Source organism: Brevibacillus sp. NPDC058079 (assembly GCF_042885155.1).
Classification (GTDB): Bacteria; Bacillota; Bacilli; order Brevibacillales; family Brevibacillaceae; genus Brevibacillus.
The window spans coordinates 122,037-144,174 of sequence record NZ_JBHVSO010000013.1 but is presented as its reverse complement, the minus strand read 5'-3'; the positions used below and the strand labels follow the sequence as shown (position 1 = coordinate 144,174).

The window sequence follows — 22,138 nt, the reverse complement described above, 5'->3', positions numbered from 1 at the left end:
TAGACGATGAGGTTGATAGGTTCGGTGTGGAAGCGCGGTAACGCGTGGAGCTGACGAATACTAATCGGTCGAGGACTTATCCACACACTTAGCAATCATGCGTATTCAGTTTTGAAGGAATGAGACGAAAAGCTGTATTCCCGATTACTTGTAAAAAGTAATGGAGAATGCAGCTTTTTTTGTATTTCCGCCAGCACCTACAAATCTGATTCAAAAAAATACGTGCTCTAATAAAAGGAGCGTGTGCACAGCCGAGATCGGCGAGTGTGGTCATTATTGTGATTCCAGTCGATTATGCTATGCTGAATGACATACAGCTTTTTCAAATGAAAGAGGGATCAATATGCTTATTCTTGCAGTGGAGGATGAAAAAGCGCTGCTTCAAACAATTGCAGGAGTACTGACCGATGAAGGATATCAGGTGGATACGGCAGAGCGCGGAGATGACGGCTTGTTATTGGCGGAACGCGGCATCTACGATTTGTTGGTCCTGGACATTATGATGCCAGGAATGGATGGTCTTTCACTGGTAAGAACGCTGCGTGCAAAAGGTATAATGACGCCAGTTTTGTTTTTAACGGCAAAAGATAGCGTAGAGTCGAGAGTCGAGGGATTGGATGCCGGAGCAGACGATTATTTGGTCAAGCCTTTTGCGGCCGAAGAATTGACGGCGAGAGTGAGAGCCCTCTTGCGCCGACAAGGGAAACAGAACGCAGAAGGCGAGCTGGCATACGGTCCTCTATCGCTGAAGATAAATGAATATGACGGTTTTGTTGATGATGAGCCGATGAAGCTAACAACGAAGGAGTACGAGCTGCTTAAGTACTTCCTGCAAAATCGGGAGCAAATATTGACGCGCCAACAAATTTTTGACCGCGTATGGGGAATTGATTCAGAAGCGAATTACGGAGTGGTCGATTTGTATGTCCACTACCTGCGCAAGAAGCTGGGTGCTTACGAAGGCTTCATCCGAACGATCCGCAATGTGGGCTACATTTTGAAAAAGGAAGACAAATGATGTTTCGGAAAACGAGGATTCGGCTCGTAACGTTGAACGTAGTAGTAGTGCTTCTCTTGTTGAACGGGCTGGGGAGTGCAGTCTACTACACGATGAAGTACCGTCTCTATTCGCAGGTGGACCGAGAAATGACCAAAGTCAGTCAAAGGCTGGCAGTTGATTCTATGCCTCGTCTCCATCGGATTGAAGACGACCCTTTTCCATACAACCGTCAGGAGAGGAAAAAGTTTAACGATCTGGATCGCCGATATGTTTTACTCGTCTGGGATAGCTTTGGTCGTGTCATCGGAACCGCATTTGGTGACCGGCTGGAGCCGGAGGAGTATGCAGAATTCCAGCATAACGGAAAAGCAGACGGAATCGAAACGAAAACAGTGAATAGACAAGTCTATCGCGTGCAGACAGTTACGGTTCCGAAAAAGGTCGTTGTAGGCAATCGGATACAGACCGCGTACCAGTTTCAACTAATTTACAATCTGGCACCTGAGCAAAATATGCTGGACAGCTTGCTGTACGTTGTCATAATCGGCGACATCATCTGTATTGTCATTGCGATCGTGGCTGGGTGGTTTTTGGCGAGAAGGGCACTCATCCCGATTCAAGTCTCGTGGGAAAAACAGCAGCAGTTTATTGCCGATGCTTCTCATGAACTGAGGACGCCGCTCACGGCCATCATGGTCAATCTGGAGAGGCTTTTCAGACACCCGGATCATACGATTGAGCAGGAAAGCGAAAAAATCATGATTGGGATGCAGGAGGCCAAGCGCTTGAGCAAGCTCGTCTCGGATTTGCTCACACTGGCTCGAAGTGATTCTAATGAGTTGCAGATCATGAATCAGACGCTGCGCTTAGACGAAGTAGCGATTAAATGCACCCAGGTTTTTGCACAACTTGCCATCGTACGGGAAATTCGTCTCGAAACAGACATCCAGCAACCCATTGAGATGGTGGGAGACCAAGAACGTCTGCATCAGCTCATGGTCATCTTGCTGGACAATGCCTTGAAGTACACAAACGAAGACGGCCGGATTTATGTCTCTTGCAAAAAGGAAGGCGGTCGCGTTTCGATTCTCGTAAAAGACAGTGGGATTGGGATTTCCAGAGAGGATATTCCGTATTTGTTTGATCGCTTCTTTCGGGTCGATAAAATGCGCTCTCGTGTGACAGAAGGAACAGGCTTGGGACTCTCCATTGCCAAATGGATCGTGGATGCACACCACGGAAAGATTCAAGTCAGTAGTGAGGTAGGTATCGGAACGAGTTTTTTGGTTACACTTCCAATAAGGCCTTAAACAGATGGAAAGAACCGTGTTCCCAGCGTAGGGAGTCGGTTCTTTTTTCAAATAGTGGGACAATTCCATTTAACATACTTTTATGTTTCAAATATCTCTAAATCGAGGTAAACTATAGGAAGAGAGGAGTGGCGTACTAATGAACATGACGATCACTAAAGCAGCGGTAGCATGGTTTCGGGAAGAATGGGGATGCAAAGAAGGAGACAGCATTCGTTTTTTTGTCCGGTATGGAGGCGTTAGTACGGTTCAGGATTCATTCTCGATGGGGATTGCCAAAGAGTTGCCGAATGAAATCGGCATTTCGACAGTAGAGGATGGCATCACATTTTATATGGAAAAAGATGAGTTGTGGTATATGAATGGAAGAGGGTTGATTGTCGATTATCGGCCAGAGACAGACGAAGTGGAATTTAAGCTGGATTAATCAAGGAAAATGATAGCTAGTAGATGAAGGGCTCCGGATATACGGGGCCTTTTTACATGAGCGAAAAAACTAAAATATCATACTTTACAAACAAAAATGTATGTTATATTATGGGTACATAAATGGAAAAAGGAGGAAGTTACATGCGTTTACTTGATTCTTACTTGGAGCTTGGCATTACGGGAATGGCACGTGCAGCTGGAGCAGGATGGTTCGATGGTCATTATGGGGCAGCATTATTGGCAGGGTACTTCATGGATCGTGAGCACGATCTCCCTGAACATGTAAAAGAGGGTATTGAGCGGACATGCGAGTCCTTCCGCAAGCAAAAACCTGAATGGTTTGTTCCACTAGATCAAGACGAGCAAGCTGATCCCTCCTTGATACAGCACGTCATCGATGGCCTCCAGCAAAATGTGAAGCAGCTTCGGACCTCAGGTCATGGACTAGCACTAGGTGTGTTGGCATTAAAAGCACTGCGCGAACGCCCTGATATGATCACTCCAACTGTGGTGGATGGCTTGGTCAAGATTCTTCAAGCGACGACAGCAGACAGGATAGACCGTTATTGGGGCATCGAGAATTACCATGGTATGACGATTGACGATGTCAAAGACGAAGTTGCGCCTTACGATACAACCGCAGAGATGGCAGAGCGGGCGTTTGACGAGCTACATTTGGTCATACCGCCGCGTGATATTAACGGAGTACGCTTTCATTTGGCAAGCGAGGTCGTCCATAACATCACACATGCTCATGCGTTAACGGATCTAGAGCGATTCGGTTATGAGGATATTGTGAAGCCTGGTATCGTAAACCATCGTCTTCAAATCTATTTGAATCGCCATGTTCCTCCGTTTACTTTGGAGGATGAGGTGAAGGAGCCAGCGTTCGAGGAAATATTTTCACCGCTATACTGGGATAGACTATACAGCGATCCTCATGCACTGAAGCTTCCGTATGCTGCGTTGGATCTGCTAAAGCGGTTTCCTCCAGAGAAGAGAGCTCTTGCCGAGCGAAATTTGTGCAAGCTTTTGACGATTACGGATTAATACAATCACCTAAATAAAAAGAACAGGGAGGCCAATAGGCACTCTCTGTTCTTTTTCACTTCGATATGAGTCGTCTACCAGGTTGGAATGACAGTCGTAGTAGACTCCCGATTTGCATAGTAGCTTTTATGCTCGATCAGGGCATTGCGAATGGCAGACTCATTGATGTCAAAACCGATTCCTGGAGTTGTCGGTACAGCCAGCATACCAGGTGCTGCAAAATCGATGACAGGTGTCACGATATCTTCAGCAAAGTAGCGATGGGACGGGGATGTGTCGCCGGCAATCGTGAAGTTGCTAAGCGAAGCCATCGCGATGTTATGCGCGCGTCCAATCCCTGCCTCCAACATTCCTCCGCACCATACTGGTACACCGCGTGTCTCACACAGGTCATGGATCTTCTTGGCATCGGTCAGACCGCCTACACGACCGATCTTGATGTTGATAATCCGGCAACTGCCGAGCTCGAGTGCTTTGCGGGCATCTTCCACCGTATGGATACTTTCGTCGAGGCAAATCGGCGTTTTCAGTTCCCTTTGCAAGGTCGCATGGTCAATGATGTCGTCATGAGCCAATGGCTGTTCAATCATGATCAAACCGAAGCCATCCAAAGCCTTCAGCATCTCCATGTCTGCCAGTGTATACGCAGAGTTTGCGTCCGCCATCAGTGGAACATCTGGTCCAAATGTGCTTCGGATCGCACGCATTGGCTCGACATCAAAGCCCGGTTTGATTTTCACTTTGATCTTTTTGTAGCCGTCACGGATGAAGCCTTCTACGCGTTGCAGCAGTTTTTCGATGGTCGGCTCGATTCCGATACTAACACCGACGTCAATCGTCGTACGAGTTCCGCCCAATGCTTGGGAGAGGGAGAGGCCGTTCATTTTGGCGTACAAATCCCAGACGGCACCTTCCAAAGCGGCTTTGGCCATGTGGTTGCGGCGCATCCAGGAGAAGAGGCGGGATACGTCATTAGGATGCTCGATCTCCCGTGAAAACAGCTGCGGGATCAAATACTTTTCGAGCATGTACCAGACCGTATCGACATCTTCCTCGTTGTAGACGGGGACGTCCATCGCGACACTTTCGCCGAACCCGACATGGGCACCGCTGTATGCACGCACCAGAATGCATTCTTTGTGGGTTTCGACTCCCATGCTCGTCTCAAAAGGGGAATTCAACGGAATTTTGATTCGTTGCAGGTCCACGCGTTCGATTTTCATGTTCATCTCTCCTCAACCGTTCATATGGATTGTCGCTCAAACGTTTTCAGTACCGTTCTTGCCAAAATCTCGATGCCGTCTAGCAGTGCTTCTTTTTCAAAAGTCATCTGCGGATGATGAAGTCCTGGTGTCAGGTCACAGCCTAAACCAAGCATGGTAGCCCGAAGCTGTGGACGTTCTTTTGTGTAATAGTGGAAGTCTTCCGCGCCCGGTGTCTGAATAGGTGGCTCGAGCTTCTCTGCCCCCAGGGTTTGGGTAATGGCATCCGCCATGATCAGTCTCGCTTCTTCGTTCACTTCCGCCGCATAGACACGTTCGGTGATCTCGTACGACAGCTCAACTTCATACAGACGGGAGACGTGCTGCAAAATGTGCTCGACACGGGCAAATAGGGCGTGAATGACTTCATTCGTCTGTGCCCGCAAGTCCAAGTGGAAATGCGCCGAGCCCGGAATGATATTGCTGCTTTTGCTACCGGCTGCGAGCTGCGTCATTTTGACGGAATAAGGGACGAGCGGATCGAGATGAATGCCTTTTAACTGCTCAACAATCGCGGCGGCTACCTCGATAGCATTGATTCCGAGATGAGGCCGTGCGCCATGAGCATCGGCACCCTTGATTTGCCCGAATACTGTACCTGCCGCTCCGTGCAGGATGGCAGAAGCAGCTGTGCCGCGTGGGATTTCCTGAATGGGACGAAGGTGTACGCCGTACAGAAAATCAATATCGTCCACTACTTGCTTGTTCACCATCGCAAGTGCGCCATTTCCGCTTTCTTCTGCTGGTTGGAAAATGAGCTTCAGGCGCCCAGGGAGCTGGACGTCCATTGCTTGCAATACCATGAGGACGCCTAATGCCATGGTCATATGCGCATCGTGTCCGCAGGAATGGTTCGCGGTAAAGACGCCGTTTACTTCTTGCCAGAGTGCGTCCATGTCTGCTCGTACGCCTACAGTGAATTTTCCCGGCGTCAGATCGCCCCATTCGCCAACAACGCCCGTCACGTCGTCAAAGGTAGTAACGTGGCAATTGTGTTTTTTCAAGAAGTCAGCAATGAATGAGGTGGTTTGGACTTCCTCCCAGCTTATCTCTGGATGCTGGTGTAAATGCTCGTATAGAGAAAAAATGGCGGGCTGCAATTGTTTGATCGTTGTGCGCATGGTTCCTCCATCGGTTTGTTTGAGGGTAGTCGATATGTGAAGCGACGGCTACGCCAATCCACTTGACGCAGCCAGTTTTGTGAAAAGCTCTTTTGTTACGAAACGCCAAATGTCACTGCTACAATGAGCGCAATTGAGGCGATCACGGCCCAACCTGCTAGCAGCTTCCAAATGAATTTGACCCATTTCTCATACGGAATGCCCGCAACAGCCAGATAGCCCATCAACGCAGAAGAAGTCGGGATAATGGAGTTGGTGACCGCATCACCATACTGGAAGGCAAGAACCGCTATCTGACGTTGGATGCCGAGCAGATCCGCAATTGGTACCATGATCGGCATGGTTGTCGCTGCCTGTCCACTACCAGAAGAGATAAAGAGATTGAGAAAGGCTTGAATCACAAACATAGCCAGGACGTTTACGGCATCTGGCAAATGACCAATCGCCGAAGTCAGACTGTTAATCATCGTATCGATAATTTTTCCGTCTTCTAAGACGACAGTGATCGCTCGGGCAAAACCGACGATTAGCGCACCAAACGTAACGGCTCTCGCACCAGCGACAAAGGAATCAAACAGCGTATTGACCGACAAACCTCCGACGAGACCAGCAACCAGGCCCATGATCAGGAAGGAAGCGGTAAGCTCTGTTAGGAACCATTCGTACTTGAATACTCCGTATACGTTGAAGGCGAGGCCACAGACCATTACCAGGAACACGAGCTTGTGGCGTGCATTCAGATCTGGGATGTCTACTGTTGCCTGTTCTTGACTTGCGTGATTCTCTACGCCATAAAGCACACTCTTGGTCGGGTCTGCTTTGACACGATACGCATAGCGCATGACGTACCAGATGGCAAAAGCGAGCACGAAGACATACACAACAGCACGGAAGGTAAGCCCAGAGAAGAGCGGCAATTGTGCGAGTGACTGCGCCACCCCAACCGTAAATGGATTGATCATTCCGCCCATGAAGCCGGCTGCCGCCCCCATGGTGATCATGGCTGTACCTGTTACGGCATCAAAGCCCATTGCACGAGCCAGCGCGATACCGATTGGAACGAAGATGATGCTTTCTTCTGCCATTCCCATGGTGAAGCCACCGATGGAGAAGAGGAACATGGAAGCAGGAATGAGCAGCTTTTCCCGACCCTCCAAGTGTCGGACACCTTTATTGATCCCGGCTTCAATCGCTCCGGTCTGGCGGATGATTCCGAATACACCGCTTACAATAAAGATGTAGAAAATGATTTGCGCGCCTTTTTGCATCCCTTCTGGAATCGCTTTGAACATGTCAAAGAACGAGACCGGATTACTTTCTACAGGATGGTAGCTGCCGTTGACGACGACGGTTTTGCCTGAGGCAACGTCCTTGACCCGTTCGAACTCACCAGCTGGGAGTACATAGGAAGCTAGGGCTGCCAAAATGATGATGATAAAGAGGATGGCATAGGTATGCGGCACAGAAAAACGTTTCTTTGCAGGTTTCAATGGATGTGTAGACATGAGGTCACCTCGCTTTTTTTTGCTTATGACAAGCAAGGGTCGTGCCAAGTGTCGAAATTTCCCGAATATAAGCGTTTTCAGTGGATTTTCATAGACAAGGCAAGGGAATAAAATGAGCTTTAGGAATGTTTATTAGGTTTTATGCAGCCTAATACATCCTATTATTCATTGGGCGGAATCTAAATCCGCCCGTGTTTTCGCAACAATTCGATACCCGTGGGGGTGATGGAGGTTCCTTGTCGGGTCGTTCCTGAACGAACCAAACCTTGCTGCTCTAGAAGTTTTAGCTTGTGTCGCAGTGCGCTCTCCGTCCAGCCTACGGATTGTAGTTCGGGAGAGTGCGCCAATTGATAACGCCCGACTGGTTTGTTAGATACGTAATAATGATGCAAGCAATACAAAATATCCAGGTCGCGGTTGTCGTCCAAATTGGGGATAGAAGCCGTCTGCTGTTTTTGAAACAGGCTATCCGTCAATCGTTTGGGGAGATCCTGAATGCCGATGACAGGATGCTCACTTACCGTAATGGCATAGTCGACGACATTTTTCAGTTCGCGAATGTTCCCCCGCCAGTCATGGCGATAGAATAGCTCCATGACTTCTGGCGACCATGTTTTGCGAAAGCCTTGCTGCTCCAGATGCTCATCGATAAGAAGGGGAATATCACTGATTCGCTCACGCAAAGCGGGAATCTGGATCGGCAGGACAGCCAAACGATAGAACAGGTCCTCACGAAAGCCTCCTTGGGAAACAGCGTCTTCCAAATCGCGATTGGTAGCAGCGATGATGCGGCAATCCACAGAGAGAATGCCTGTACCACCCACGCGGATGACCTGCTTTTCTTGCAGCACACGAAGCAGCTTGACCTGAATGGCCCCAGAGATGTCCCCCACCTCATCGAGAAAAATCGTCCCACCGTCCGCTTGCTCAAACAGGCCGGGTTTTCCGCCTTTTCGTGCTCCTGTAAAGGCACCGTCTTCGTAGCCGAACAGCTCGCTCTCCAGCAGGTTTTCCGGCAAGGAGGCACAGTTGATTGCGACAAAGGGGCCGTTTTTGCGTAGGGAGTGCTGATGAATGGCATGCGCGAACAACTCTTTTCCCGTTCCGTTTTCCCCTGTCAGCAGAATCGTTTGATTGTTTTTTGCCATCTTTTTGCCGAGCTCGATGACTTGGAGCAGCGGTTGACTTTGACCTTTGATATCGGAAAAGGAGTACGTCGCTGTATGACCGCGCAACGTAAGAGTAGTTCGCAAGCGTTGGATTTCGGTCACGTCTTTTAGCGTACAAACGAAGCCTAAATGCTCATGCCTGCGGCGGATGCTTTGACTGCTGACGATAAATTGTTTGTGATCAATGGTTACGAGGGCGTCCTCCTGATCTTCCTGCTCAAAAAAGGGTTGCAGTAAGCTGTGCTCCTTCAACACTGTGTACGGTTGTCCAACAATAGAGGATGCATGTGGACAAAACAGCTCAACGGCGACATCGTTGATAAACGTGATCAGACCTTGTTCGTTGCAAGCGATCACGGGGTCTTTGACTGCCTGAAAAGTAGATTGCAGCTGGCTGTTTAACTTCTGTACTTCTGCGTAGGAGGTGCCGAGCATTTTTGCGAGCTCAGACATTTCCAAGATGAAGGAAGACAAGTACTCACGCTCCCATTCACTGGGCACGCCTACCTTGCGACCGATATCAATCAAGTCATGAATGTTGATTTTGCGAAATCCGAGATCGATAATCTCCACGTGAGGAGGCAGCGGTACATCAGCGATGCTCATAATGATCGCGTACTGAAACTCGAGTTCATCAAATGTACAGCCAGGGTGAAAAGGAACGTAATTGATATGATCGACGTTCGCTTCTATTAAATTTTGGATGACCTCTTGTGCCGTCACGGGCGAATTGTTCATGACAGGGACGGTCGTCCCCGGAGGAATCTGCATCAGCGCTTTCATTTTGCGCAACTCGAAAAAACGGTTTAAAACCGTGATGGGTACGGAGTCAGCGACAGCTTGACGGGCAACTGTGTATAGCTCCGGGGATTTGGTTGTGATAAAGACATGATCGACTCCGCTCAAATCGGGAATGTGCTCATGGCTGGCATAACCGATGACTTTGCAATACGGCTCGAAATAAGCCCGCAGTTCTTTTAACAAAAATTCGAGAGTGTCCGTTCCTTTTGCAATCAAGACAATGGTGTGGTCCATGCTGCACCGCCTTTGCTCAAACAATCGTGAATGTTTTGTAATCTCATGATAGCACAATGCCTGGCTGTAATCGGATGGATTCGCTTGTATAGAGAGGAAAGACAAGGATTGATTTGCGGGCGGGGAAATGTGTTTTAATAGAAGGTAGATAAGATCAAAAAGCAATAACAGGAGCAGGAGGAATCAGCATGGGGGACAGAGTGGTTCCAGAGGTGCTGCAAATGATTGGGGAAGTCGTGCCAGACGGGGTATCGATTGCGATCTCGGACGGCTCACAATACTTGTACTATCAACCGAGTTCCAATATTGACTTGAAAATTACGCCAGGGGATCTCGTCCCCATAGGCTCGGCTACACATCAAGCGCTCATGGAAATGGGAAAAGTGGGGCATCAGGTGGAGAGTCGTATTTTTGGCGTGCCGTACTATGGACTCTCGCTTCCATTAGTGCGAAATGGTCAGGTCATGGGCTGTATTACCGCCATCTATCCACCTCAAAACGTTCCGCTCACAAATCCGGAGGCGCGTCTATCGTTTTTGGTCGGAAAAGGGGAGGACGGCTGGCTACCCATTTCGTTAATGGAGATCGTCTTTATCAGCTCTCATGAAGGAAAAACGCTTCTGCATACGGCTAGTGGATCATATGCGAACAAATACAACATGGCTGAACTGGAGTACATGCTCCCGCAAGAGCGATTTGTGCGCTGTCATCGGTCGTATTTCGTCAATATGGAATCGATCGGCTTTATTCACCCGCATTTTCATTCGACGTTTTTATTGGAGATGAAGGACAAGCAAAAGACGAGAGTTCCTGTGAGTCAGTCGTATGCCAGCTCGTTTCGGCAATTGCTCGGCTTCTGAAATATCTGATAAATGAGAATGGTTCGCTGCCGTTTTTTCTTGATAGCCGCGTAAATTTTCTGTTTTGTTGAAAATCGAGTGCCCGCTCAGAATCCGTGTGCTAGTGTAAAGGCAATAAAGATGGCATGGGAGGTCACAATGATGTGGGAGCGCTTACGCGATAAACGACTGGCAGATAAAATCGTGACGGCTGAGGTAGCAGCAGGATGGATTGAGGATGGCATGACAATCGGGTTAAGTGGTTTCACGCGTGCTGGTGATGCCAAGGTCGTGCCGCTCGCATTGGCTGAGCTGGCGAAAAAAGAGAACAAGCCTTTTGGCGTAAACGTATATACAGGAGCTTCACTCGGCTCCGATGTGGATGCCGTAATGGCGGAAGCGGGGATCATCAACAAGCGATTGCCTTTTCAAGCAGATCCGGTCATGCGCAAAAAAATCAACGATGGCAGCATGATGTTCGTTGACCAGCATTTGTCGCATACAGCGGAAGCGATTCGTCAGGGAGCGATAGACGCTATCGATTACGCAATTGTGGAAGCGGTTGCAATCACAGAAGAGGGCATGATCATTCCGGCTACGTCCGTGGGGAACTCCAATATTTTCGTAGAAAATGCCATGCATGTCATCATTGAGTTGAATATGGCTCAATCGGTGGAGTTGGAAGGCATCCATGATATTTATACACCAGCGAAACAGGGAGAGCGTGAACCGATTCCGCTCACGTCCGTTGATCAGCGAATAGGCACAGCAGGGATTCCTGTCGATCCGGATAAAGTAAAAGGGATTGTCCTGACGAATCAGTTGGATTCACCCTCGACGATTGTGGAACCGGACGAAGAAACGGCGCAGATTGCGGCACATCTGATCGAGTTTTTGCGTCAGGAGGTAAAAGAGGGGCGCTTGCCGAGCAATCTCGCACCATTGCAATCGGGAATCGGATCGGTAGCGAATGCGGTTTTCAACGGATTTTTGGATTCGGAATTCACGGATCTGACTGTCTTCTCGGAAGTGTTGCAGGATGCCGTATTTGATTTGCTTGATGCAGGTAAAATTTCGTTTGCCTCAGGCTGTTCGATCACGCTGACGGCTGAAAAGATGAAGCAGGTCACCGAGAATTTCGCCCAATACCGTGACAAGCTGCTGTTGCGTCCGCAAGAAATCACGAACCATCCGGAGCTGATTCGCCGCCTCGGTCTGATTGCGATCAATACCGCGATTGAAGCGGACATCTACGGCAACGTCAACTCGACCAATGTATCGGGTACACGAATGATGAACGGTATCGGCGGCTCTGGCGATTTTGCTCGCAATGCACGTCTGGGTATCTTCGTAACCAAGTCGATTGCCAAAGGTGGAAACATTTCGAGCATCGTACCGTTTGCCTCCCATGTGGATCATACTGAGCACGATGTAGACATTATCGTGACCGAACAAGGCTTGGCTGACCTGAGAGGCTTGGCTCCGCGTCAAAGAGCCATCAAAATTATCGAGAAATGTGCGCATCCGATGTACCGTGATCAATTGATGGCGTACTACGAGGAAGCACTCACACGCGGCGGGCACACCCCGCATGTACTGGAAAAGGCGTTCTCCTGGCACGTACGTTACGCGCAGGAAGGCACGATGCTGGAGAAAAAGCCAGCATTGGTCTAGGCGATTGGTTGATGAAAAAACAAACCCGTTCGGGCGTTGAAGCCTTGGCGGGTTTTTCTCGTTTCTATTGTAATGTTACGTTTTTACGCTTGTAAGCTGTCCTGCCTTTTTTCCTGAGCAAACGAAGCCCAGGCAAAGCCAAAGCCGACGAGAACGAGCAGACCGCCGACCCAGCTGATGTGAACAATACCTACATGGTCTACGATCACTCCACCAAGTCCTGCACCGAGCGCCAGCCCTAGCTGAAAGACCGAGGTGTTCATACTGAGAGCCACCTGCGAAGAGTGGGGAGATAACGTGATCAAATAATACTGCTGGGCTGGAACGGTGGTTTGCACGGCAGCTACCCAGAACATAACGGTGATGATTGCCCACGTGAACAGTTGCGAAGACAGCGGCAGGATGAGCAGGATAGCCGCATGGAGAAGCAAGCTGACATACAGCGTGGGGCGAATCCCCCATTTGTCGGTGGAGACGCCTCCGATCCGCGAGCCGGCCACACTAGCGAGTCCTGCCAAGAAAAGCGTGGTGCTTACCCAAGCAGTCGTCATGGCGGCGGTGCTCTGTAGAAGCGGAGTAATGTAGGTATAGACGGTGGAATACCCTGTGACAAAGAACAACGAGATAAATAGCGCATGGATCACCCGTTTGTTGCGGAGTGCTGCCAACTGTTTGCGTAGCGGGACGGCCTCTTCTCCTTGCTGCTTCGGCAAATAGGCCAAGATGGCGAAGAAGGGAATGAGTGTCAGGATGGCAATGAGAGTGAAAACAGGGCGCCATCCCCAGATGTCTCCCAGCATGGTGCCAAGTGGAACCCCAAGCACAAGCGAGAGGCTGAAGCCCATGAGGATGATTGCGATGGAGCTGCCTTTTTTCTCTGGGGAGGCCATGTTAGCCGCTTGCGCGAGAGCTACCACGGTGTAGATGCCTCCGCAAAGCCCCAGCAGAATGCGGGATAGCATCAATAGGGAGAAGCTTGGGCTTATGGATGCGAGCAGGTTTGCCACTATGAAAGAAAATAGCGTCCAAAGGATGAGTTTTTTGCGCTCTACTCCCGCAGTGAGCGCAATCAAGACGGGAGCCCCAAAGGCAAAGGCCAGGGAAAAGGCGGTCACTAACTGACCAGCGAGGGAGAGGGATACACCGGTGTCATCTGCGATCATGCCGATGATTCCGGTCACGATTGACTCAGCCGTGCCAATCATGAATTCTCCCAAGGCTAGCAATAGGATTAAATATTTTTTGGACAAGGTGGTTCACTCCTTGGGCTAACAAAATTGATGTAGTGACATTTTACGAAACGATTTCTATAATTTACATACATGAACCAAGGTGTTTACGATGAATGGCTTTCTATATACAAGTTATTTGGCAGGAGACACTTATGGATTTGAAAGGGTGATCTGCGTGGACCAAATCGATTACAAAATCATTAGCTTGTTGCACGAAAATTCGCGGATTCCATTCGCGGAGCTGGGGAGAATCATCGGGATGACGCAGCCCGCTGTGAAGGAGCGGGTCCGCCGTCTGGAGGAGCAGGGAATCATTACGGGCTACCACGCGTCGATCTCTCAAGAAAAGCTGGGCAAGCACACGACTGCTTTTGTCATGTTCCGCACCAAGCAATGTGCGGCGTTCATCGATTTCTGCAAGCAATCGCCGGAAGTGACGGACATGTACCGGATCAGTGGGGAGTACAACTACATGCTGAAAGTGGTAACAAGGTCGACGGAGGAATTGGTTGCCTTCTCGGAACGTACCGGGGATTTCGGTTTCTCCTATACGTTGATCGTGCTAACGGCTCCGTTTGAGCAAAAAATGATGCTCGAGGAAGAGAAAATCTTCTGATTGTGCTTCTGCCGAACAAAAAAGAGGCTCCGCCGTATCAGGGCGAAGCCTCTTTACTTTTGCGTATCGCGAAAATGCTATTTTTGCCGTACATACTGCTCGTCCTTCATGAACAGACGCCAGAAATAAATAAAACCGGGTACGAGAATCGCAAAGCCGACCAAATAACAAATGAACAGAGCGTGGAACGTATCCGGATGTGTAAAGCTGGACTCAATCGTCACTTGGGGATAGACGATGTAGGGGAGGCGCGCTGCACCGTACGCATAGCTGGCGAGCAGGTATTGCGTCGTGGCGACAATGACCGCAATCCGCGGAAGATGGATGCCGAAGTATCGACGGTCTTGGGGCAGCAGGAGAGCGATATAACTAATGAAAAAACAGACCGCCGATGCAATAAGCCAAGGCAAATAGTCGAGCATGCGGTCATATAGCCATTTTGCCTCCAGTTGCATCGTGAGCACGGTAACCAATGCCGCAAGCAACGTAATCGGACCCAGAAACACAGCATCCCGGCGGTAGACGGTGAAGGCTTGCTTTTCACCTGCGACGAAGGAGTAGTCTGCGAGAAGCAGCGACGAGAGGAAGAGTGTGCTGCTGACGGCAAGACCAATGAAAGAATAGACGTGCGGGCTGGTCAAAAACAGTCCCCAATCGAGATACTCCACACCATTTATCGTTCGAGACAACCCACCCTGTGTCACAGGAAGCACGCTGATTAACAGAGCTGGCACCAATATCCCGGTAACGCCGGAGACGATGCTGAGCATCTTGTCATACTTGTAAATCAGATGCGAAAACACCATGAACGTACTGCGAATCAGCATCAATAACACCACGAGACATCCGGGAACTAGCAGCAGGCTTCCCAATGTGTAGGTCGCGCCAGGGAAAAAGGTAACGAGCGCGACAACAATTAACACGATAAAGACATTCACGACCTCCCAGGAGGGCGAGAGATAGCGATTGGCGATTTGAGTGGCTTTGGTTTTTTCCCGATTCAAATAGATCATCGACCAAAAACCTGCACCGAAGTCGAAGGAGGCCGCGACGGAATAGATGACGACGAAAATCCAGAGCAGCGTAATGGCAATAATCGTGTCGGTCATACCGTTCCTCCGTCCACTTTTGGCTGTTCTGGCGGATCGAGCTCCAAGGGGTGGCGGCCAAAATAGCTACGGAATACGAGCAGGGTGACGATCGCGAAAAATACGTACACCGAAAGGAAAATCCAAAACAGGGTAGAGATGCCTGCTGCTTGGGTAGCGGCATCTACTGTTTTCATCACACGATAAACTACCCATGGCTGGCGTCCTGTGCAGGCAAAGATCCAGCCGAATTCAATGCCTAACAAGGCGAGCGGTCCACTTGCGACAAATACCCAAAGAACCCAGCGCGGAAACTGAGAGCGTTTCAGGAGCTTCTTCCAAGCGAAGCCGATGAAACCAACGAAGATCAACAAGCTGCCGATGATGACCATCCCGTTAAACAGCGTATGGACGTAGAGTGGAGGCCACAGCTCCTGTGGAAAATCATCCAGACCGACCACGACCTCGTCAAAGCGATTGGCTGCAAGGAAGCTGAGCGCCCATGGAATCTCGATGGCGTATTTGACTTCTTTCGTCTCGGGATCGGTAAAGCCGCCAATCGCGAGTGGGGCGTATGCTTGTGTTTCAAACAGTCCTTCCGCAGCTGCCAGCTTTTCCGGCTGGTATTTATGCAAAAGCTGTGCGGATTCATGACCGTTCAAGGCGGTTAAAAGGGAAAAGGTGCCGCCCACAATCAAGCCGGCCAAGAGTGCTTTTTGATGATACAAATAAACCCGACTGCCTTTTTCAGCGCGCAGCATTTTCCACGCTGCCACTCCAGCGACGATGAATGCCCCCGTCATATAAGCAGAGACAGTTACATGACCTGCCGTCACGATAAAGCTGGGATTGAAAAAAGCTTTCCACGGGTCCACGTCGACGATCTGCCCATCGACCATACGGAAGCCAGTTGGCGTGCCTTCGAATGCGTGGACATTCGTAATCAGAATCGCGGAGGCCGTCGCACCAAGCAAAACCATGAACAAGCTCAACAAGCGCATGTTGCGGGATAGGCGGTGAGCTGCGTAGACGTAAATGGACATAAATAAGGCTTCCACGAAGAAAGCGAATATTTCGATCTGAAAGGGCAGCGAGATCACCCTGCCGACAATCTCCATGAATCCAGGCCATAACAGGGAGAGCTGGACCCCAGCAATCGTTCCAGAGGGGATCGCGACACCTAGTAAGATCGCCTGGGCTTTTGTCCAGCGTTTGGCCATAATCTCGTAATCGCGGTCACGCGTCCGCCAAAAGAGGAGCTCCACCAGCAAGATCATGAGCGGGAGACCAACGCCCAAGGTCGCAAAAATAATGTGAAAGGCCATAGTCGTCCCGAATATGGCTCTGGTCATCACGATATCTTCCACGTTCAACTTCCTTTCTGATCGGAACCAAAAATTGTTAACGATTTCCTCGTTAATGTCCCATGAGGAGGAGGAGTTTATACGAAAAAGACCGTCACAAAAATGTGACGGTCGAGGTTGACCAGTATCCAAGGCTGGCGGGCCTTAGAAGGATTCTGCCAGTTTCGCTGCTTTTTCTACACCCGCTGCAGCGAGCTCAGCTGCTTTGTCCGGGAATTGGTGGTGGCCTTCTACGATTACTTCCGTTATATTGCTGATCCCCCACATGCCTAACATGGCGCGAACGTATTTGTTTGCCATTTCCATGTCAGCCAAAGGGCCTTCGGAATAAACGCCCCCGCGTGCGCTCAAGAGAGCCACTTTTTTGTCACCCATTAGACCGACTGATCCTTCTGGAGTGTACTTGAACATTTTACCTGGTTGGGAAAGGTAAGCAATGTAAGTTTGCAGAACAGCAGGAATTGTGAGGTTCCACAATGGGAAGGCTATAACAATTTTCTCTGCCTCTATAAACTGGTTCAAGTATTTGCTAATGAAGTCGGCATCTTTTTGCTCTTCAGCAGTCATTTCGATACCTTTGCCTACATTCAACATAGCAGTGATCAAGTTATTTCCATAGTAAGGAAGGTTTTCAGCGAACAGATCCAACTCAGTCATTGTGTCATTTGGATGCGTTTGTCTGTAGGTTTTCATAAAAGATTCGTAAAGCTGAACACTTATAGCGTGCTCAACAGGACGATCATTTGCTTTAACAAAAAGTACGTTACTCATGAAAATTTCATCCTCTCTATTTTTGTCTGTCAGCTTTGCATCAATGACGCGACGGTCCTTAGAAGGATTCCGCCAGTTTTGCTGCTTTTTCTACACCAGCTGCAACAAGCTCAGCTGCTTTGTCTGAGAATTGGTGATGGCCTTCTACGATCACTTCCGTTATATCGTTGATACCCCAGTAGTTCAAAAGGGTGCGAACATATTTGTTTGCCATTTCCATGTCAGCCAAAGGGCCTTCGGAATAAACGCCCCCGCGTGCGCTCAGCAGAACCACTTTTTTGTCACCCATCAGACCAACTGAGCCTTCCGATGTGTACTTGAACGCTCTGCCTGCTTGCGTGAGATAAGCAAAGTAAGTTTGCAGAACAGCAGGAATTGTGAGGTTCCACAGCGGAAATGCCATAACCACTTTGTCTGCTTCTTCAAACTGCTTCAAGTATTTGTTCACGAAGTCAGCATTTTTTTGCTCTTTAGCAGTCATTTCGATACCTTTTCCTGCTTTTCCCATAGCTGTGATCAATTCATTTTCATAGTAAGGAAGATTTTCAGCAAACAGATCCAACTCAGTGATTTTGTCATTCGGATGAGTTTCTCTGTACGTTTTCGTAAAAGCTTCGTACAGCTGCAAACTGATAGCTTGCTCAACCGGGCGATTATTCGCCTTGATAAAAAGTACGTTACTCATAAAAATACTCACCTCATATATCTTTTGGTTAGTTACTAACTTTTATTAAGAAAATATTTGTTTTTAAGGTTATTACGTATCGAATCATTTGTCAACATTTTTTAACTAGCCGGAGCAGTTCGTACCATACGAAAAAGACCGTCACAAAAATGTGACGGTCGGGCTTGATGATAGAATAAGGGCCTTTGGAAGAATTGATTATTTACGATAGAGTGGATAATCAACTTCAGTTGGTACTTGAATCAACACCAGGCGGAGCGGAGCATCCGTGGATGCTTGGTAGATGGCTGTGTTGCTTTCCTCGGAGGAGAGAACGACAAAGTCACCTTTGGTTGCCGGGGTGTGGTTCTCGCTGACAGTTGCTTTCTCTGCAACACTTCCGTTCCCTTCTACTATGACGACTGCGTGAGCATAACCAGCCAGGAGTTCTTTTGCATACGATTTTCCAGCGGGAATCGTGATGTCGCTCATCAAGGAATCTGTGACCAACTGAATGGGCGCAGACGATCCGATGATGTGTTTCACTTGCACACCATCAACATCCTCAGACGGAAACTCCTCATGATCATACTGATGGTAAGTCGGCGGTTGCTTCGTCGTTTGTGCGAGATGCGGTTCAAACCAGATTTGAAACATTTCCGTATCCTTGCCAAGCTCTTCTGCATGGTAAGCGCCTGAACCGGTTTGCATGATCTGCGCGCCGCCTGTCGACACCTCTTGAAGATTTCCGAGCGTGTCCCGATGTCCGACTGTCCCTGTGAGGACGTACGACAAAATTTCAAAGCCGGAGTGGGGGTGCAGCGGAATTTCAAATGTCTTCAGTGATTTTGCCCATGCCCAGTAAAAAAGTGGTCCTACCCGTTTGACAACGGAGCCTTCATGAGGGAAGCCAATTGGTTTATTTTCTACGATTTCACCGTCGCCAAAATGTCCTTTTGCTTGCTCGTTCTGTGTGTAGACGCGGATTTCCATCTGATGTACCTCCCTTAGTACAATTGCTGGCTTACGGGTGGTGAGGAGTCACCATTACAACAAAACGTATGCGCCCGGACCGATCAACGCCACACCAATAACAACTGCGATTAACGTCAGGTTGTATTCGAATCCGTTTTGTGTGACCCAATATCCATTTTGACCGTGTACCTTCAGAATGGCAACCAGCATTGTGAATGCAAGCAGAATAGAACTTGCCCAGATACCTACGCCTGCCGCAAACATCAGACCGCCTACGAGTTCAGCCAATCCAGCGACAAAGGCCATCGCTACGCCAGGTTTCACTCCGATGGACTCCAGCCAGCCACCTGTTCCTTTCAAACCATAACCGCCAAACCAGCCAAACAACTTCTGCGCACCATGACCTGCAAACGTCAAACCGATGACCAAACGAATCAATAACAATCCAGTATCCAACACTTTTCATCTCTCCTTAATTATTATTAATTAGTATATCTTTATTTTGAGATATTTGTCCAAAAAGGCTGGCGGGCCTTAGAAGGATTCCGCCAGTTTTGCTGCTTTTTCTACACCAGCTGCAACGATCTCAGCTGCTTTGTCTTGGAATTGGTTGTGACCTTCTACGATCACTTCCGTTACATTGCTGATGCCCCAGAAGCCGAGCACAGTGCGCATGTATTTGTTAGCCATTTCGATGTCAGCCATAGGGCCTTCGGAATAAACGCCACCACGTGCGCTCAACAGAGCAACTTTTTTGTCGCCCATCAGACCAACTGGACCTTCAGCAGTGTACTTAAATGTTTTGCCTGCTTGGGAGAGGTAGTCTACATACGTGTGCAGAACTGCTGGAACAGCGAAGTTCCACATAGGGAATGCGATAACCACTTTGTCAGCATCTGCAAATTGGTTCAGGTATTTGTTTACCAGGTCAGCACCTTTTTGCTCTTCAGCAGTCAGTTCGATGCCGTTTCCTGCTTTCCACATAGCAGTGAGCAAGTCATTGCCATAGTAAGGGAGGTTTGCTGCAAACAGATCCAATTCAGCGATTTCGTCGTTTGGATGTGTCTCTCTGTATGTTTTTGTGAAAGCTTCGTACAACTTTACACTTGTTGCCTGCTCAACTGGGCGATCGTTTGCTTTAATAAAAAGTACTTTACTCATGGAAATTTTATTCCCCTTCCGTTTAGTAAGTCACTAACTTTTAATGTGTAAATCTTGATTTTAAGATTATTACGTTTAAGATCTTTTGTCAACACTTTTTTAAAACGATTGTGGTGGAGAGAGAGGACTGCTCATCTAATAAGAAGCCTGAGCAGTGCGTCCCAACTTTTTTAGCAGCTCGATTGCTTGACGCTGTTCTTCTGGTGTGAGACCTTCCATCGCTTTCTCAATGGAGAGTTGATGAGGAGGGAAGATTTCGGATAAGAATTGATGCCCTTTATCTGTGAGTTCCGCATAAATGACGCGGCGGTCTGCCGAACAGGGCTTGCGAATGAGCAGTTGCTTCTTTTCGAGTTTGTCCACAACGTATGTGATGTTTCCGCTGGAGATCAAGATTTTTTCGCCAATTTGCTGCAATGGTTGAGGACCTTTATGAAATAATACCTCTAGTACCCCGAATTCGGTTGGATTAAGTCCATGTTGGCGAATGTGACGATTGGAGTGAGCGGTAACCCAGTTGTATGACCTCGATAAAACTACAAAAAGATCGAGGGGATCATTTCGCAGTGGTTTGTCAGACATATGGACCCTCCTATACATCGAAATTTCGATATCTTTAATTTAAGATAATCCTACATGATCATAATCAGATTTGTCAAATTGAGATAAAAAATAAAATAAAAAACACGCCTGTACAAACAATTGTCCCTATGATAAACTTTTGTTTGTAAACGAGCTGTGAAAGCGAAACAGAAGAAAGGAGGATGACCGTGGAAAAAGACATGCAGATCCTTCATCATATCCGGCAAAATCCTTTTATCACGCAACAGGAGCTGGCTGATCTGATTGGCATCTCACGTTCAGCGGTAGCTGGCTACATCGCACAGTTGACCAAACGCGGGGAAATCAAAGGTCGGGCTTATGTACTTCGTGATGAAGGAATGATTGCTTGTATCGGTGGAGCCAACCTGGACCGCAAAGCACGCGGAAAGCAACAGGTGCGTCTACAATCATCCAATCCCGTAACGATTATGGAATCGTGTGGAGGGGTGGCACGGAATATCGCGGAGAACCTCGGTCGTCTTGGCTGCAATACGTCACTCATTACCAGCATTGGTGAGGACAAAGAAGGCGAATGGCTCTTGCAGGAGACGAAAAAGCACGGGGTGCACATCAGCCAAGTGTGGCGACTGCCTACACAGCGGACGGGAACGTATACTGCGCTTCTCGATATTGATGGCGAGATGGTTGTTTCCTTGGCGAACATGGATATTTACGATGCTCTCACACCAGAGATGTTCGCGGAGAAATGGTCGCACATTGCAGCTGCCCACGTGGTTTTCATCGATACAAACATTCCGGCGGACTGCTTGGCCTACATCATCGAACGATGCCGGGAGGAAAACATCCTGCTCTTCGTTGACCCGGTCTCTTCCATTAAAGCAAAGAAGCTCCCACAGCAATTGGACGGAGTAGAAGCGATTTTGCCGAATCGCGAAGAAGCCGAGCTGATGGCTGGCATGAAGATCACGACGATCGAAGAATGCGCCGAGGCTTGCCGCAAGATCAGGGAACGAGGCGTCAAGCACGTCATCGTGACCTTGGGCGAAGAAGGCATTTACTATCAATCCGAGGACGTTGAGGAGCATATGTCTCCATATCCAACGGAAGTGGTAGATGTAACAGGTGCGGGAGATGCGTTCGCGTCGGGACTCTTGTATGGCATTGTAAACGGAGAGTCTTTCCAGAGAGCGTGCCGCCTTGGATTGGCAGCATCGGCTCTGACATTGCAAACAGAGCAGTCCGTATCTCCTCTATTAAAAGCAGAACAATTGGAACTGGCCGTAGAACAATTCGAAAAGGAGCGATAAGA

The 22,138-nt window shown here is 48.7% G+C and carries 21 protein-coding genes and 1 rRNA gene; 9 read left to right on the top strand and 13 right to left on the bottom strand.

All coding sequences use genetic code 11. The features are described from left to right. From ACFVS2_RS28975 to ACFVS2_RS28955, 5 genes are all read left to right on the top strand, one after another. Positions 1–84: ribosomal RNA gene (locus ACFVS2_RS28975) — 23S ribosomal RNA — on the top strand; the annotation flags it as partial. Positions 85–343: 259 nt separating this feature from the next. After that, a complete protein-coding gene (locus tag ACFVS2_RS28970) occupies positions 344–1,018 on the top strand; it encodes a response regulator transcription factor (RefSeq protein ID WP_007728963.1) in 675 nt (224 codons plus the stop codon). Next, complete coding sequence (locus ACFVS2_RS28965; protein ID WP_173620971.1) at positions 1,015–2,310, top strand: sensor histidine kinase; 1,296 nt, start codon at positions 1,015–1,017, stop codon at positions 2,308–2,310. The genes ACFVS2_RS28970 and ACFVS2_RS28965 overlap by 4 nt, the downstream gene beginning before the upstream one ends. Positions 2,311–2,449: 139 nt before the next feature. After that, complete coding sequence (locus ACFVS2_RS28960) at positions 2,450–2,737, top strand: HesB/YadR/YfhF family protein (RefSeq protein ID WP_007728959.1); 288 nt, start codon at positions 2,450–2,452, stop codon at positions 2,735–2,737. A gap of 143 nt (positions 2,738–2,880) precedes the next feature. Then, the gene (locus ACFVS2_RS28955; protein WP_390239778.1) at positions 2,881–3,789 is read left to right on the top strand and encodes a hypothetical protein; all 909 of its coding nucleotides are present in this window, start codon (positions 2,881–2,883) and stop codon (positions 3,787–3,789) included. Between the two features lie 74 nt (positions 3,790–3,863). Here ACFVS2_RS28955 and menC read toward each other — a convergent pair whose 3' ends face one another. The 4 genes from menC to ACFVS2_RS28935 all read right to left on the bottom strand — a co-directional run bounded on the left by menC (position 3,864) and on the right by ACFVS2_RS28935 (position 9,881). Next, positions 3,864–5,012: an o-succinylbenzoate synthase gene (gene menC, locus ACFVS2_RS28950; RefSeq protein WP_390239776.1), complete on the bottom strand. Its 1,149-nt coding sequence runs from the start codon at positions 5,010–5,012 to the stop codon at positions 3,864–3,866. Positions 5,013–5,032: 20 nt separating this feature from the next. Further along, positions 5,033–6,172, bottom strand: a complete 1,140-nt coding sequence (locus ACFVS2_RS28945; RefSeq protein ID WP_390239774.1) for a M20 peptidase aminoacylase family protein — start codon at positions 6,170–6,172, stop codon at positions 5,033–5,035. A 95-nt stretch (positions 6,173–6,267) separates the two neighbouring features. Next, a complete protein-coding gene (locus ACFVS2_RS28940) occupies positions 6,268–7,677 on the bottom strand; it encodes a YfcC family protein (RefSeq protein WP_173620967.1) in 1,410 nt (469 codons plus the stop codon). A gap of 179 nt (positions 7,678–7,856) precedes the next feature. After that, positions 7,857–9,881: a sigma 54-interacting transcriptional regulator gene (locus ACFVS2_RS28935; RefSeq protein WP_390239772.1), complete on the bottom strand. Its 2,025-nt coding sequence runs from the start codon at positions 9,879–9,881 to the stop codon at positions 7,857–7,859. A 188-nt stretch (positions 9,882–10,069) separates the two neighbouring features. Between ACFVS2_RS28935 and ACFVS2_RS28930 the strand changes: the two genes are divergently transcribed. After that, positions 10,070–10,741 carry a LytTR family DNA-binding domain-containing protein gene (locus tag ACFVS2_RS28930; protein ID WP_390239770.1) on the top strand — a complete coding sequence of 224 codons (672 nt, stop codon included), beginning with the start codon at positions 10,070–10,072 and terminating at the stop codon, positions 10,739–10,741. Positions 10,742–10,882: 141 nt separating this feature from the next. Then, on the top strand, positions 10,883–12,394 hold the full coding sequence (gene scpC / locus ACFVS2_RS28925; protein ID WP_390239768.1) for a succinyl-CoA:acetate CoA-transferase ScpC: 1,512 nt from the start codon (positions 10,883–10,885) through the stop codon (positions 12,392–12,394). 83 nt (positions 12,395–12,477) lie between these two features. On the opposite strand, the gene ACFVS2_RS28920 is transcribed toward scpC, so the two are convergent. Continuing rightward, entirely contained in the window at positions 12,478–13,644 is a 1,167-nt protein-coding gene (locus ACFVS2_RS28920; RefSeq protein ID WP_390239766.1) for an MFS transporter, read from the bottom strand. Positions 13,645–13,735: 91 nt separating this feature from the next. Between ACFVS2_RS28920 and ACFVS2_RS28915 the strand changes: the two genes are divergently transcribed. After that, positions 13,736–14,242 (top strand): Lrp/AsnC family transcriptional regulator, encoded by a 507-nt coding sequence (locus tag ACFVS2_RS28915; RefSeq protein WP_173620976.1) that lies wholly within the window; start codon positions 13,736–13,738, stop codon positions 14,240–14,242. 77 nt (positions 14,243–14,319) lie between these two features. Here ACFVS2_RS28915 and ACFVS2_RS28910 read toward each other — a convergent pair whose 3' ends face one another. From ACFVS2_RS28910 to ACFVS2_RS28875, 8 genes are all read right to left on the bottom strand, one after another. Further along, on the bottom strand, positions 14,320–15,351 hold the full coding sequence (locus tag ACFVS2_RS28910) for a cytochrome d ubiquinol oxidase subunit II (RefSeq protein WP_173620963.1): 1,032 nt from the start codon (positions 15,349–15,351) through the stop codon (positions 14,320–14,322). Next, positions 15,348–16,682, bottom strand: a complete 1,335-nt coding sequence (locus ACFVS2_RS28905; protein ID WP_390239781.1) for a cytochrome ubiquinol oxidase subunit I — start codon at positions 16,680–16,682, stop codon at positions 15,348–15,350. Before ACFVS2_RS28905 ends, ACFVS2_RS28910 begins: the two co-directional genes overlap by 4 nt. Before the next feature lie 156 nt (positions 16,683–16,838). Beyond that, positions 16,839–17,465 (bottom strand): FMN-dependent NADH-azoreductase, encoded by a 627-nt coding sequence (locus ACFVS2_RS28900; protein ID WP_390239763.1) that lies wholly within the window; start codon positions 17,463–17,465, stop codon positions 16,839–16,841. A 58-nt stretch (positions 17,466–17,523) separates the two neighbouring features. After that, positions 17,524–18,150 carry an FMN-dependent NADH-azoreductase gene (locus tag ACFVS2_RS28895; RefSeq protein WP_390239761.1) on the bottom strand — a complete coding sequence of 209 codons (627 nt, stop codon included), beginning with the start codon at positions 18,148–18,150 and terminating at the stop codon, positions 17,524–17,526. A gap of 198 nt (positions 18,151–18,348) precedes the next feature. Further along, a complete protein-coding gene (locus ACFVS2_RS28890; protein ID WP_173620961.1) occupies positions 18,349–19,122 on the bottom strand; it encodes a pirin family protein in 774 nt (257 codons plus the stop codon). 54 nt (positions 19,123–19,176) lie between these two features. Then, positions 19,177–19,563 (bottom strand): DoxX family protein, encoded by a 387-nt coding sequence (locus ACFVS2_RS28885; protein WP_390239759.1) that lies wholly within the window; start codon positions 19,561–19,563, stop codon positions 19,177–19,179. Positions 19,564–19,638: 75 nt separating this feature from the next. After that, positions 19,639–20,265, bottom strand: coding sequence for an FMN-dependent NADH-azoreductase (locus ACFVS2_RS28880; RefSeq protein ID WP_173620959.1), 627 nt, complete (start codon positions 20,263–20,265; stop codon positions 19,639–19,641). A gap of 135 nt (positions 20,266–20,400) precedes the next feature. Then, on the bottom strand, positions 20,401–20,847 hold the full coding sequence (locus ACFVS2_RS28875) for a MarR family winged helix-turn-helix transcriptional regulator (protein ID WP_173620958.1): 447 nt from the start codon (positions 20,845–20,847) through the stop codon (positions 20,401–20,403). Between the two features lie 188 nt (positions 20,848–21,035). Here ACFVS2_RS28875 and ACFVS2_RS28870 point away from each other — a divergent pair, with 188 nt between their 5' ends. Continuing rightward, entirely contained in the window at positions 21,036–22,136 is a 1,101-nt protein-coding gene (locus tag ACFVS2_RS28870; RefSeq protein ID WP_017247166.1) for a carbohydrate kinase, read from the top strand. The last annotated feature ends 2 nt before the right edge of the window (positions 22,137–22,138 follow it).